Here is a 14,197-nt window from a genome sequence, read left to right on the forward strand (position 1 = left end):
TATCATCTAATATAATCAGCTAAATAAATGAGGATTTATATATTATTTTATTATCATATTTCGCGAAAAAACCATTAAGTTATTGAATCTAAATTAATAAATACAGACAAAAATATTTTTATTAATGTCTTAATTTTGCTAGCTTTAATAACATTTTCAATTAAAATATATCAAGATTAAAGTGAGTACTTGGTGAGTACTTGATTCAAAAAGTCACAAAAAACTGATTTACAGAGTTTAAAAGCATAGGTTCGATTCCCCTACGGGCTACACGATTAATCATAAAAACCTGCAAATCATAAGTTTGCAGGTTTTTTGTTTCTAAATCATTTTCCACAAAAAAAGCTGCTTCATTTCTGAAACAGCTTTTAATATTTAAATTTTTTTGTATATTATTTAATATCAACCAAAATACCTGTAAAAATCATACGGCCTAATTGTGGACCGCCCCAAATTTGCGTGTTGTAAGAATTGGTTAAGTTGGTGCCACCAATTTGTATGGTTGATTTTTGTTTTTCAAACTTATAACTTAAAGATGCATCTAAAGTTCCTATGTTGTCAATAGGGCCAATATCAAATGGAAACTCATAAATGAAGCCTTGTTGCCATCTGTAATTTACGTTATAACTGATTTTCTTTTTCAACTCACCATCAATACCTAAGTTAAATTTGTTTTCTGGGGTATTAAAGAAAGCCAAGAAACCAGCTGGTAAATCGCCAATTTTATTGTAGCTGTAGTTACCACTAAAGTTAAGTTCGCGTTTAAAGTTATAGTTTAAACCAAAACTAACACCTTGTGTGGTTACTTCTTGTTCGCTGTTAAACCAAACTTGTATTATTCTGGTTGGGCTTGTTGGGTCGCTAAGGCGATTTCTTGGCTGCGGATCAGACACAGGTCCAGGTGCAGCACCTACTGCTACCGCTAACTGACCAACCGTTGGTCGTGTTCCATCTGTATTACCTACAAAGGGTTGGGCACCTATAAAATTTGTATATCTACTGTTGAAATAAGCTATATCAAAAAACAGCTTGTCCAATAAAATGGTTTTGTAACCAATCTCAAAAGTATTAACCTGTTCTAAATCTAACTTTTTAGCCTCATAATTGAATGCTGTTGAACCACCTGCCACAGCGCCAATATTTGCAGCAGCACCTGGTGAAGCTGTTAAAAGAGTGGTGTTATAACCTTGGAAACCATTTCTTACGTTACCTAAAAGCAATGCACTACCAATGTCTAATCTAATAAACTGGTCTATTTGTGTTGGACTTCTAAAAGCAGTTCCGTAACTCGCTCTAAAGTTATTTTGTCTTTGCTCTCCAAATGTGTAAACAGCAGAAGCTCTTGGTGAAAACTTAGAGTCGAAATTTTTAAAATTATCTAATCTACCTGCAACTTGAATTTTTAAAGCTTCGTTAAATAAAGTTTTTGCAGCCTGTCCGTAAAAGCCATACTCGTAATTTTGTATTCTATCGCCACCCGGAGTGTCTTCAAATACCGCACCTTCAGATGCTAAACCAAAAGAACGGTAAGCAGCACCAACAATAACATCAACTGGCTTAAATTTAAAGTTATACTGCCCACTAATATCAGACATGATAGAGTTTACAGGTAACCTAGAACCTGCTGGTTGGTTTAGTTCTGCATTGTATTTTTTTAATGCGTTAAAACTTGCGGTACCTTCTTTTGGCCAAGTTGCTTCTGCTGCTGCATAAGCTTGTACTGGTGTAGCACCTTGTTGTAAAGCACCTCCATAAGTAGTGAAAAATTGTTGAGTATAACTGGTGTATGGCTGTCCTGTTGTTGGGTTATTAGGTAAAGCTGGCAATCCTGCCGCAGTTGGGTTAATGGTAGCCATTCTTGCTCCTAAAAAGCTTAAATCGTAAGAATCTGCACCGTTATCTTCTGTTCTAAACCCACGGATAAACCAATTATCACTTTTCAATTCGGCTTTAAACTGATCTACATATAAATTCTTTAAACGATATCTACTTGTAGATTGGTAAGTGGTAGTTCCTCCAGCTCTTTTATAATCTATGGTGGCTTTTAATTTATCGGTAATTAAGTAAGATATACTTGGATTAATACGGTAAGAATTTGTTTTATTGTCATCGCCAATTAAACCAGCTTCGCTCCAACCCGGTGTGTAAACTTGCTCATTAGGTACTATACTTGTGCCGGCTTGTGCTGTGCTTATTTCACCGTATTTGTTTAAAGCATCATAGCCAAAACCAGAACCCGGTTGATAATTTTTTGCAGATGTTATTCTTTTTGCAGAAAAATCATTTGCCAACCAGTCATCAGCTGTAAAGTAAGAAGCATTAATTTTAAAGGCTAATTTATCGTTCAATTTTTTTGCATACCTAACTTGTCCGTCAAATAAACTTCTGTTGCCACCTTTTAATTTTAAAGACAAACCTTCTGTGTAAAAAGGATCTTTAGAATTTGTTAAGATAACTCCGTTAAAAGCATTGGCGCCATATAGTGCAGATGCAGGGCCATGTATAATCTCAACATTGCTAATGTCAAGTTCGGCAACGCCCAACATATTACCTGCGTTTAAATTTAAACTTGGTACTTGTATATCTACATAATCTGCTAATTGGATAATCCTTTCAGATTTTGGACTGTTAAAACCTCTGGTAGAAACCGAGGTTAATAACATAGAAGAACTATTAATATCAATACCTTGAAATTTACTTAGTGTTGCGTAAATATCGGCTCCGCTACTGTTTAAAATTTGCTTACTTGAGACCTTAGTTACTGTAACTGGTGCTTCTAAAATGCGTTCTTCTACTCTAGAAGCAGATACTACAACTTCATTAAAAGAAATTGTGCTTTCTATTAATTTTACATTGATAGTTGTTGATGGCGCATTTAAAGTAATTTTTTGTGTTTCGAAACCTAAATAGGATATAACTACAACTAATGGACTGTTTTGAAAATCCAAGTTTAAAGCAAACTCTCCGTTCACGTTTGTAGTTGTACCAATAAATTTCCCTTGTAATACAACACTAGCGCCAATAATTGGTTGGTTGTCACTCGAAGTTACTTTACCTTTTACGTTTTGCGCAAGCGAAGTAAAAGCTAACGAAACAAGGCATAGCATGAGTACGCCAAATCGTATTAATTTTTCCATATAAAATTGTATTAGTTTATAATTGGTTTGCTATGTTAGCATAGCATTCTATAAACTTAAAGTAAATAAATCTAAATAACAAAATAGATGATCACTTTTAATCAAAATAAATTTATAGACTAACCTTAAACTCACGCTAACAGCTTAAAAAAACGATTCGCTTATTAGAATAACTAAAATCATAATTAGGGAGTAATCGCTTTCAAACTCATTTAAAGCGTTATGCATAACCTATTAATTAAATTAAATAATAATCAAGTTAATATGTAGTAGAATAGTTTTTTAGCTTTAAGCTTTGCGCATATTACTTTTGGGTTTTAATATAAAGCTGTATTTGCAACAATGCTCAAACTACCCCCTTTTCCACTTGTATTTTATATTTGTTGCACTATTTCCTTTTCTGGTATAATATTTATCATAAGTGTTATTTATCTTTAAAAGCAGGGTTGTTAATTGTTAAACTTTGTTTTATGTAGGTGAACTTCAGAATAAAATTTATGAAAATATTTCAATGTGGTTTTTGCAACCACCCTTTATATTTTGAAAATGTGCAATGTGAAAGCTGTGGTCATTTATCTGGCTACAGAGACGCTGATCTTAAAATGCTCACATTTAATCCGGCTAACAGTAAATTTGTTGCAGATGGAGAAAATAAGGGTTATAAATATTGTAAAAACAAAACTTATGAAATTTGTAACTGGGTATTAGATGAAAATGATGAAGCTGAGTTTTGTTCTGCCTGTCAACTCAACAGAACAATTCCGAATTTAGCGGAAGCAGAAAATTTTGATAAATGGAGAAATTTAGAAATTGCAAAGCATCGCTTGGTTTATCAATTACATAAAATAGGATTGGAATTACCCAGCAAATTAGCAGAGAAAAGAGGCTTATGTTTTGATTTTGTGGCAAAACAAAACAACCCAAACTTAATGACAGGGCATGCCGATGGTGTAATTACCATACTTTTAAGTGAGGCAGATTCTGTATTGCGTGAACAAACTAGAAGGCAATTGAGAGAACCTTACCGCACTTTAATAGGCCATTTAAGGCATGAAGTGGGCCATTATTTTTGGGATCAATTGATTTTCACCAAACAAGATGAGCTAAATCAATTCAGACAAGTTTTTGGAGATGAACGAGAAAATTACTCTTTTGCCTTACAAAATTATTACGCAAACGGAGCGCCTGCTAATTGGCAACTTTCTTTTATCAGTAAGTATGCAGCATCACACCCTTGGGAAGATTGGGCAGAAACTTGGGCACACTACTTACATATAATGGATATGGTAGAAACAGCTTACTTCTTTAATTTACAAGTTGCGCCAAATGATATGCAGCAAAAAATGAATACTACAGCCACATTTGATCCCTACACAAAAAATGACTTTGATGCTGTAATTAACACCTGTGTCCCACTTTCTTTTGCAATGAATAGTATCAATAGAGCAATGGGTATTCCAGATGTTTATCCTTTTGTTATATCTCCCTTAGTTGTAGAAAAAATGCGATTTATCCATAAATTATTACTTCCTTTTCGCGTGTTAATATAAATTTTAATAGTCCTCTAATTATAATAATGTAAAACGTAAATATACTATGCTTGCATAATATATTTAAAAATCATTATATTTGTTTTTAGGCTTACATAGTGCTTATTTTATTAGGCTTTAAACCTCTAGAACCAAAAATATAAATTATGGATTTTCAATTATCAGAAGAACACCTACTTATACAACAAGCTGCCAGAGATTTTGCGCAAACAGAATTAAAACCAGGCGTAATTGATAGAGATGAACATCAGAAATTTCCTGCAGAACAAGTTAAAAAGTTAGGTGAACTAGGTTTTTTAGGAATGATGGTTGACCCAAAATACGGAGGTGCAGGGATGGATGCAATTTCTTATGTGTTGGTGATGGAAGAACTGTCTAAAATTGATGCATCTGCATCTGTTATAGTTTCTGTTAATAATTCTTTGGTTTGTTTTGGTTTAGAAAAATATGGAAATGAGGCTCAAAAGGAAAAATATTTAAAACCTTTGGCCTTAGGAGAAAAGATAGGAGCTTTTTGTTTATCAGAACCAGAAGCAGGATCCGATGCTACATCGCAACATACAACTGCCATTGATATGGGGGATTATTATTTGGTGAATGGTACAAAAAACTGGATTACCAATGGGAGTAGCGCATCAACTTATATAGTAATTGCACAAACAGATGCCAATGAAGGAAGCCATGGAATTAATGCCCTAATCCTTGAAAAAGGAATGGAAGGCTTTACCATTGGTCCAAAAGAAAATAAATTAGGTATAAGAGGTTCAGATACCCATTCTTTAATGTTTAGCGATGTTAAAGTACCAAAAGAAAACCGTATTGGAGAGGATGGTTTTGGATTTAAGTTTGCGATGAAAACTTTAGAAGGCGGTCGAATAGGAATTGCCGCACAAGCATTAGGAATTGCATCGGGTGCTTTTGAACTGGCTACCCAATATGCTAAAGAGCGTAAAACTTTTGGAAAACCAATTGCAGAACATCAAGCTATAGCTTTTAAATTAGCAGATATGGCTACAGAAATTGAGGCCGCAAGATTGATGGTTTTTAACGCTGCTTGGTTAAAAGATAAAGGTTTACCTTATGCCAAAGCAAGCTCAATGGCAAAATTATTTGCATCTGAAGTAGCTATGAAAACTACTGTTGAAGCGGTGCAAATACATGGTGGTTATGGTTTTGTTAAAGAATACCATGTAGAGCGATTAATGCGTGACGCCAAAATTACGCAGATATATGAAGGTACTTCAGAAATACAGAAAGTTGTCATTTCTAGAAGCATTTTAAAATAATAACAAAATATTTTTTAATCTTTAGGGTATGAAATTAAAAACACATGCCCTAAGTTTATTTCTTTTAACGTTTATATTCTTAAGCGCTTGCGATAAACCTTCACATCAATTAAGTACCGGTGTTTGGCGTGGTGCATTGATTACTGCTTCTGGCGCAGAAATACCTTTTAATTTTGAAGTTATTGATAGTTTAAATGCTTATACTATTTATATTATTAATGGCGAGGAAAGATTTGAGGTTAAAGAAATTTCTACAGATGGAGATTCTATTCATATTAAAATGCCACTTTTTGATTCTGAAATTAAAGGCATTCTAAAAGACAATAAAATTGAAGGTGTTTGGACAAAATTCCTAGCCGATACCAATGTTGAAATGCCTTTTTATGCCAAAACCAACACCAATTGGCGCATAAGCGAAAAACTCTCTTCTTCAAAATTTAATGTTAACGGTAAATGGGCAACCACTTTTATTACTGATGATGGCAAAGACACCACTTATGCTGTTGGTGAGTTTCACCAAAAACAAGCTAAAGTAACCGGTACTTTTTTAACAAGTACCGGTGATTATAGGTATTTAGATGGCGCTGTAAGCGGTAATAAACTTTCGCTATCCACTTTTGATGGCTCACATGCGTTTTTATTTACCGCAACCATTAACCCAGATAGCACTTTAAGTGATGGCAAATTCTATTCAGGATTGTCATACATTGAAAATTTTACTGCTAAAAAAGATTCAACAGCTAAATTACCAGATGCTTACGGACTCACATTCTTAAAAAATAATGATGAAAAACTGCATTTTAGTTTTCCTAATTTAAATAAAGAACAAGTATCCTTATCTGATGAGAAATTCAAAAATAAAGTAGTCATTCTACAAATGTTCGGTTCATGGTGTCCTAACTGTATGGATGAATCTGCGTATTTGGCAAAGTTTTACAGTAAATATAAAAATAGAGGTGTAGAAATTTTAGGCTTGGCTTATGAAAGAACAAGAGACTTTGAGAAATCGAAAAAGAATGTTGAACGTATGAAAAATAGGTTTGATATGGATTATGATTTACTGATAACCGGTTTCACCAATGATAAGGAAGATGCTGCCAAAAGTTTACCCATGCTAAATAAAGTTATTGCTTTTCCAACTATGATTATTTTAGATAAAAAAGGAGATGTCCGTAAAATTCATACTGGTTTTAGCGGACCCGGTACAGGTAAACATTACCTTGAATTTACTCAGGAATTTGAAAAACTGATAGATGATATGATAAAAGAGTAAGTACTGTTATATTACTCTTTAACTCTTATAATTCCATTCCTGTATAAATCTAAAGCTTGTTTTAAAATGTGATTAAGGTTTTGGATAGGTAAATCTTCATCAGAATTAATCAGCATTATTTTCATTCTTTTACGTTTTTCTTGTAGCAGATACGTTTCTTCAAACCTATGTCCTTCTACAAAACCAATATATGGTTTTCTGTATTTATTATGATACCACAAATAACAAAACATTTTATCTTTATAACAGAAAAATGGTAAGCCATACTTTAGTTGTGTGGTGATGTTTTGGTCTTGTTTTAGAATAATAGCTCTTAATGCCATCATACAACTTTGTATGGGTTCTTCTTGTTTAAGATAAAAAGCGTCTATTGGTTTCAATGCTAATTTTTTTCGGTATTAAAGGCACCAAAAATCATTTTAATAATTGCTAAAACAATCGCAAATATCATTGCAGAGAAAAAACCTGCAGTATGAAAGCTATCCATCACATTATCAACCAATAAAACCATTAATACCGTAATAATAAACGACATTAATCCTAAGGTTAAAAAATTAATTGGGAAAGTTAACAGTCGTAAAATAAAGCCAATTGTGGCATTTGCCAAGGCAATTAATATACCAGCAATAATTGCGCTACCAAACCCATCTACGCTTACACCCGGAATTAAATATGCTGCCAATAAAACAGCTAATCCCATCATCAAAATTTCTATAATCAGTTTCATTTTTTAATTTTATAAAATGTGGAAATACAATTTAGTAATTATTTTATTCTTAGCAGTTGCTTGCCAAAATAATTCTAGCAATTTATTAGCCAATAAAATTGAAATTATTGTTTCTAAAGATTCTTCGGCATTAATATTAAAAAATATTGATGAATATATTATTAAAGAATTAGCTGCTGACACTTTAAGCACCGCACAATGGCAAAGCAACATAGCAGTTTATAAAAAGGTAGAGGAAGATTTACAAGATTTGGAAAACCCTTTGGCAGGTAAGTACGCTATTGTAAAAAATAACATTGTTTTTAGACCAAGTCAACCTTTCAAAAAAGCGGAATACTATTTGGTAGCTATTTATATGCAAAAACCAGATGATAATTTATTGAATCATTTGAAAGGAACAAAATCTCTTTTTAACAATCAACCCATACAAAAAACTATAAAATTTTAAGCAATGGCATTATCAGATCCACTAGCAGAACGTATGCGTCCAAATTCTTTAGCTCAATATACTGGGCAGCAGCATTTGGTAGGCGAGGGGGCAGTTTTGCGCAAGGCTATTGAGAATGGGCATATCCCATCAATGATTTTTTGGGGTCCTCCGGGAGTTGGTAAAACTACCTTAGCTTTTATTATCTCTCAAAATTTAGACCGTCCTTTTTTCTCTTTAAGTGCCATTAATTCGGGAGTTAAAGATGTAAGGGATATGATAGAAAAAGCGGCTCAATATAAAAAAGGTGGTATTGTGCCCGTTTTGTTTATTGATGAGATTCACCGTTTTTCTAAATCGCAACAAGATTCTTTACTAGGTGCTGTTGAACGAGGTTTGGTTACTTTAATTGGTGCAACAACAGAAAACCCATCTTTTGAAGTCATTTCGGCATTATTATCTCGTTGCCAAGTATATGTATTAAAAAATTTAAGTGAAAACGAGCTGATCAATTTGTTAAACAATGCAATAAAAAACGATGAGCTGATTAAGCAAAAAAACATAGAATTAAAAGAAACTGAAGCTTTAATTAGGCTTTCTGGTGGAGATGGACGTAAGCTTTTAAATATTTTCGAATTGTTGGTAAATGCAGCAAACAATAAAAAAGTAACCATCACTAATGATTATGTTTTGAGTCATGTACAACAAAATATGGCTTTGTATGATAAAACTGGAGAACAACATTATGACATCATCTCCGCATTTATTAAATCTATTAGAGGTAGCGATCCTAATGCTGCTGTTTATTGGTTAGCTAGGATGATTGAAGGTGGCGAAGACCCAAAGTTTATTGCCCGCAGGTTGTTAATTTTAGCATCCGAGGATATTGGAAATGCCAATCCTAATGCACTTTTATTGGCTAATAATTGCTTTCAAGCAGTAAATGTAATTGGTTGGCCCGAGTCGAGAATTATACTTTCGCAAGCGGTTACCTACATGGCTTCATCTGCAAAAAGCAATGCAGCTTACGAGGCAATTGGAAAAGCACAAGCTTTGGTTAAACAAACTGGAGATTTAGCTGTGCCTTTACATTTGCGTAATGCACCAACCAAACTCATGAAAAACATGGATTATGGTAAAAATTACAAATACGCCCATGCTTTTGAAAACAACTTTGCCGACCAAGAGTTTTTCCCTGAAGAATTAAGTGGCACTAAACTATATGACCCTCAGCAAAACCCTGCTGAATTAAAAATTAGAGAATATTTAAAGAATTTGTGGAAGAAATATGGGTATTAGTAAAGAGTATCAAGATCTTAGTATCAAGTGTCAAGTATCAAGAGCCAAGAATCATGAGTCAATAATTAAGATTTCTTTTAGTGCCGAATTTTTTTTAGAAATTTTAAACCGTAAACCTCAAACCTTTCTTAGTATCCCATTCTTTTCAATCCTTCTTTAGCTTTAGATTCAATGCTGTTTTCGTATTCGTGGTTTTTCATTGCAATAGCTTGTCTATAGAAGTTGGCCGCATTCGCTTTTTCATTTCTCTTTTCGTAAATATTACCAATACTTAGTGCTGCGTTTGCTGCATAATAATAACTTGTAAGTTTACCGCTATTTATGGCTTTTTGATAATTATTTATAGCATCGCTATCTTTTGATAATTCATCATAAATTCTCCCTAACCTGTAATAAACCTCTATTTGGTCTCTTTTCAATTTAAAATCACCAGCATCTTTTCCTGCTAATGTTTGCAAAGCTTTAGAAAAGTAACCACCATCAAACTGTAATCTGGCTTTTAATAAATTGATGTCTGGTGCCGTATCGTTAGCTTCTTTTAAGGCTTGTTTGTCTTTTTCATCAATGGTGTTTCCTTGGCTTTTAACCATTTTTATAAAAGCATGATAACGGTTATTATCACCACGTAAAAAATAATAATAAGCTAATTTTAAATAGGCATCCTTAACATAATTAATTCCTTTATATTCTTTTAAATAATTTATCAAATACAAATTAGCATCAGAATCCATACGGTTAAGTTTTGCATTGCCCAACAAGTAATTAAATTTTGGGAAATTTATAAAACTTGAACTTTGAGGACGCTTTAGCAAATAAGCAATTGCTGTATCGTTTTTAGCATTTTTATAGGATACATAGCCCTGTAAATAGGTCTTTAATAAACTACCATTACCTAAACTATTGGTGTAAGCCATGGTTTTTTTATAGTTCGCTTTGTTATGAAGAAGATCCGTTTCTATATAACATAAAAAGAAAATTACCTCATCGTTGTAAAAACTATAACTTGTTTTAGGCAAAGAATCTGCTAAATATTGCAACGTTTTAATGCCATTATTTGCGTTGCCACTAAAACCGAAACTACTTGCAATGCTTTTCATATTAGATGGGATAGAACCTAAAACAACATCTATTAAACCAGCGCTTTTTTTATTGGGTAAAAAAGAAGGGAATTTTTTCAGATTTTCATTTAATAGATTGTCGGCTTTTTTAACATCAAAACCAGAAGACATAAAATCTTGAAATCTGCTTTTTAATAAACCCCATTGCAAATAAACTTCGGCTTGTGCAAAAAGATAGTATGGTGAATTTCTATCTTGTTTTTCAAGATATGCAAGACGAGCATTTCTTTTTTCTTTTAAACGTTCATAATCAGCTTTGTTTTCTGAAGCTAATAGCGAAAAAAAATCAATATAATTATCTAATAAAACAGGGATAGCATTTTTAGGATTTTGCGCTTTTTCACGGGCAATAATTGCTTCTGCTTCTTTTAATTTTAAATCAAAAATTGCTTGGTAAGCTCTAATACAATTACTGTTAAAATCAAAATTTGCCTTGCTTGTTAATGCGGTTGTAGTTATTAAAATAAATATAAAGAGTGTTTTTTTTATCATTATTTAGAAGTATTTTTAAATGTCTTTAAAAAGAAAAAACATCTTGAAATATTTTTTCAAGATGTTTTTTATTGCGCAATAAGAATACCAAATACTATACTGCTACGCTTTTTATTTCTTCAGACATGGTTTCATCAACTAAAATTCTTCCACAGTGTTCGCAAACAATAATTTTTTTACGTTGGCGAATATCAGACTGGCGTTGAGGTGGAATTTGATTGAAACAACCAGAACAAGAATCACGCTCAATAGTCACAACTGCTAAACCATTTTTAAAGTTACCTCTTAATCGGTTGTAAGCAATAATTAAACGGTCTTCAATTTTTTCAGCTGCTTTACTAGCATCTTTTAATAAAGCTTCTTCTTCTTTTTGAGTTTCACCAGTAATAGCTTCTAACTCAGCTTTTTTAAGTTCTAAATCTTTGTTTCTTTCTTCAAGTGCAACTAATGCTTTCTCATAAACCTCAGTTTTGTTGTTAATTTCAAACTGATATTCTTTAATTTTCTTCTCAGAAACTTGAACATCTAAGCCTTGAATTTCAATTTCTTTTGAAATAGCTTCAAACTCACGATTGTTTTTTACGTTGTTTTGCTGAGTTTCGTATTTTTTAACTAAAGCTAAAGATTCTTTAATCATGTTTTTACGATTAACAATCGTATCTTCTAAATCATCTAAATCAGACTTTATCTTTTGGATACGAGTTTCTAATCCGGCAACGTCATCTTCTAAATCAGCTACTTCCATTGGAAGCTCTCCACGGGTTTGACGGATTTTATCAACTTTAGTGTGGATGGTCTGTAGCTCGTATAAAGCTTCAAGCTTTTGTTCTACGGTTTGTTCCATTAAGACAAATATTTTATTGGGTTTGTACTATTTTCAGTTATTCGGATTGCAAAGTTAGGAAATTTTTTCGTAATAACATCCAATAGTAAATCTTGTGTAAATTGCTCACTTTCAAAATGTCCAATGTCGGCTATTATCAGTTTATCTTCTGCATTAAAAAACTCATGATATTTAAAATCGCTGGTTATAAATACGTCGGCATTAGCTTGTATCGCATTTTTTAGTAAAAAACTGCCAGAGCCTCCGCAAACGGCAACTCGTTTAATTTTTTTAGGTAAAATTTCTGTGTGTCTAATTACAGCAACATTCATTTTATCTTTTAGCTCTTTTAAAAAGCTTAAAGCATCAATTCCTTCTGCTAGTTCACCAACCATTCCACTTCCAACTTCCTCATTTTTGTTAGTAATTGCATATAAGTCATAAGCAACTGTTTCGTAAGGATGCGCTTTTAATAAAGCAGAGATGATTTTATTTTCTGCTTGAACAGGAAAAATAACTTCTATTTTTACTTCCTCTTCGGTATGTAGTTTGTGTTTTTCTCCAACAAAAGGTTTTGCTTTATCATTTGCTTTAAAAGTGCCTTGCCCAATAACACTAAAACTACAATTGCTATAATTACCAATAGCACCCGCACCCGCATTAAAAATAGCATCTTTTACTTCATTAGCTTGAGCCAAAGGCACAAAAAAAGATAACTTTTTTAACAAGCCATCTTTAGGAGCTAAAATTTTACAGTTTGTTAAACCAATTTTTTCGCAAATTTTAGCATTTACACCTTCAATAATACTGTCTAAATTGGTGTGGATAGCGTATAATGCAATTTTATTTTCAATTGCTTTAATCACCACTCGTTCAACATAATTTTTGCCGTTAAACTTTTTTAAGCCTTTAAAAACTATTGGGTGGTGAGAAATTATAATATCGCAATCTGTAGCAATAGCTTCGTCAACAATGGTCTCTGTACAATCTAAACTAATTAAAGCTTTTTTTATTTCTCTATCTGGATGGCCAACAATTAAGCCAGCATTATCATAACTTTCCTGATAATTTAAAGGTGCAAGGCTTTCTAAATAGTTTGTTAAATCTTTTATTTGCATGTGTTCCAAAATTAAAGATTTATTGGCTTAAAACCTCCTAAATAATTGCAATCAGCTAAACCAGTATCATGTATCGATTTATTTTGCTTTTAGCCTTTTGCTTTTAGCCTTTTGCCTTTAGCTTTCAGCCTTTTGCTTTTTTAACGCATCATATCCATAAACTGACGACTTTCTATTGCCATTTTATGATTGAACTCATCGGCCATGCTTTTATAGTTTATTAAATCTATAATGGTTCCAATAAAGCATAAGCCAGCAGTTAAAAAATACACAATACCCATACCCATTTGGTTGGTAACAAAGCGTTGAATACCTGCAAAGCCTAAAAAGCCTAATAAAGTAAAAAGTAATAAATGTTGCGGATCTTTTCTTTTTCCACTGTAAAACATCATAAATCTTTTTTGCCCTTCCTCATCTAAGTTTTGGGTAATTTGTTGTAAAAAAGCAATTTCTGTAGTGCTAATGTTTGGTAAAGAATAATAGTATTGATTGTTCATATTTTCATTGTTTTTATTGTTAGAGTGTAAATGCGGTGAATTATTACAAAAAAAGCAAAAAAACCTATAGGGTGAGCTTTCCATGCTTTTAACCATTCAAAATGCATAAAATAATGTAGCGAATGCCCCAAGCCACAACCTGGGCAAAATTTAAAATTAAAATATGCCAACGGACAAAGGCTAACATGTGCTTTGCTGGTATCCATAAAATAGAGTAATACCAAAGCAGTGGTGAAACATAGTAGCTCTAAAGGGATTTTTCTAGCTATAGTCATTCAATCAAATATTTGTTTCCAGAAAATATTTTCTAATGTAAGGTTTTTAGCGTTTAAATTTATTTTGGGATTTTTCGCCATAATTAATTTGCGATTAAAAAATGAGTGAAATACAGTATATGTTCATTTTTTATTAAAATATGAACATATAGTCATAATGTGTTCATATTTTTTA

13 protein-coding genes are annotated in these 14,197 nt (G+C 32.5%); 5 read left to right on the forward strand and 8 right to left on the reverse strand.

Annotation, left to right across the window (positions count from 1 at the left end; translation table 11 throughout):
• Positions 1 to 392: 392 nt before the first annotated feature.
• On the reverse strand, positions 393 to 3,137 hold the full coding sequence (locus tag ACFSSE_RS01830; protein WP_379040823.1) for a TonB-dependent receptor: 2,745 nt from the start codon (positions 3,135 to 3,137) through the stop codon (positions 393 to 395).
• Between the two features lie 497 nt (positions 3,138 to 3,634).
• Between ACFSSE_RS01830 and ACFSSE_RS01835 the strand changes: the two genes are divergently transcribed.
• The 3 genes from ACFSSE_RS01835 to ACFSSE_RS01845 all read left to right on the forward strand — a co-directional run bounded on the left by ACFSSE_RS01835 (position 3,635) and on the right by ACFSSE_RS01845 (position 7,246).
• Positions 3,635 to 4,687, forward strand: a complete 1,053-nt coding sequence (locus ACFSSE_RS01835; RefSeq protein ID WP_379040822.1) for a zinc-binding metallopeptidase family protein — start codon at positions 3,635 to 3,637, stop codon at positions 4,685 to 4,687.
• Between the two features lie 146 nt (positions 4,688 to 4,833).
• The gene (locus ACFSSE_RS01840) at positions 4,834 to 5,973 is read left to right on the forward strand and encodes an acyl-CoA dehydrogenase (RefSeq protein WP_379040821.1); all 1,140 of its coding nucleotides are present in this window, start codon (positions 4,834 to 4,836) and stop codon (positions 5,971 to 5,973) included.
• A 28-nt stretch (positions 5,974 to 6,001) separates the two neighbouring features.
• Positions 6,002 to 7,246: a peroxiredoxin family protein gene (locus ACFSSE_RS01845; RefSeq protein WP_379040819.1), complete on the forward strand. Its 1,245-nt coding sequence runs from the start codon at positions 6,002 to 6,004 to the stop codon at positions 7,244 to 7,246.
• A gap of 11 nt (positions 7,247 to 7,257) precedes the next feature.
• Here the strand turns inward: ACFSSE_RS01845 and ACFSSE_RS01850 are convergent, their stop codons facing one another.
• Together ACFSSE_RS01850 and ACFSSE_RS01855 are read right to left on the reverse strand one after the other, a co-directional pair.
• Complete coding sequence (locus ACFSSE_RS01850) at positions 7,258 to 7,626, reverse strand: DUF1801 domain-containing protein (RefSeq protein WP_379040818.1); 369 nt, start codon at positions 7,624 to 7,626, stop codon at positions 7,258 to 7,260.
• Positions 7,627 to 7,628: 2 nt separating this feature from the next.
• A complete protein-coding gene (locus ACFSSE_RS01855) occupies positions 7,629 to 7,973 on the reverse strand; it encodes a phage holin family protein (RefSeq protein ID WP_379040817.1) in 345 nt (114 codons plus the stop codon).
• 16 nt (positions 7,974 to 7,989) lie between these two features.
• On the opposite strand from ACFSSE_RS01855, the gene ACFSSE_RS01860 reads away from it, so the two are divergent.
• Together ACFSSE_RS01860 and ACFSSE_RS01865 are read left to right on the forward strand one after the other, a co-directional pair.
• Positions 7,990 to 8,421: a hypothetical protein gene (locus ACFSSE_RS01860; RefSeq protein WP_379040816.1), complete on the forward strand. Its 432-nt coding sequence runs from the start codon at positions 7,990 to 7,992 to the stop codon at positions 8,419 to 8,421.
• A 3-nt stretch (positions 8,422 to 8,424) separates the two neighbouring features.
• Positions 8,425 to 9,699, forward strand: coding sequence for a replication-associated recombination protein A (locus ACFSSE_RS01865; RefSeq protein WP_379040815.1), 1,275 nt, complete (start codon positions 8,425 to 8,427; stop codon positions 9,697 to 9,699).
• Between the two features lie 128 nt (positions 9,700 to 9,827).
• Here the strand turns inward: ACFSSE_RS01865 and ACFSSE_RS01870 are convergent, their stop codons facing one another.
• From ACFSSE_RS01870 to ACFSSE_RS01890, 5 genes are all read right to left on the reverse strand, one after another.
• The gene (locus ACFSSE_RS01870) at positions 9,828 to 11,309 is read right to left on the reverse strand and encodes a tetratricopeptide repeat protein (RefSeq protein WP_379040814.1); all 1,482 of its coding nucleotides are present in this window, start codon (positions 11,307 to 11,309) and stop codon (positions 9,828 to 9,830) included.
• Between the two features lie 94 nt (positions 11,310 to 11,403).
• Positions 11,404 to 12,153 carry a zinc ribbon domain-containing protein gene (locus tag ACFSSE_RS01875; RefSeq protein ID WP_379040812.1) on the reverse strand — a complete coding sequence of 250 codons (750 nt, stop codon included), beginning with the start codon at positions 12,151 to 12,153 and terminating at the stop codon, positions 11,404 to 11,406.
• Positions 12,153 to 13,250 carry a Nif3-like dinuclear metal center hexameric protein gene (locus tag ACFSSE_RS01880; RefSeq protein WP_379040810.1) on the reverse strand — a complete coding sequence of 366 codons (1,098 nt, stop codon included), beginning with the start codon at positions 13,248 to 13,250 and terminating at the stop codon, positions 12,153 to 12,155. Before ACFSSE_RS01880 ends, ACFSSE_RS01875 begins: the two co-directional genes overlap by 1 nt.
• Before the next feature lie 140 nt (positions 13,251 to 13,390).
• Positions 13,391 to 13,747, reverse strand: a complete 357-nt coding sequence (locus tag ACFSSE_RS01885) for an NINE protein (protein WP_379040809.1) — start codon at positions 13,745 to 13,747, stop codon at positions 13,391 to 13,393.
• Positions 13,744 to 14,022, reverse strand: a complete 279-nt coding sequence (locus ACFSSE_RS01890) for a DUF2752 domain-containing protein (RefSeq protein WP_379100675.1) — start codon at positions 14,020 to 14,022, stop codon at positions 13,744 to 13,746. The genes ACFSSE_RS01885 and ACFSSE_RS01890 overlap by 4 nt, the downstream gene beginning before the upstream one ends.
• Positions 14,023 to 14,197 lie beyond the last annotated feature (175 nt).

It is taken from the genome of Pedobacter alpinus, from assembly GCF_042684645.1.
Classification (GTDB): domain Bacteria; phylum Bacteroidota; class Bacteroidia; order Sphingobacteriales; family Sphingobacteriaceae; genus Pseudopedobacter; species Pseudopedobacter alpinus.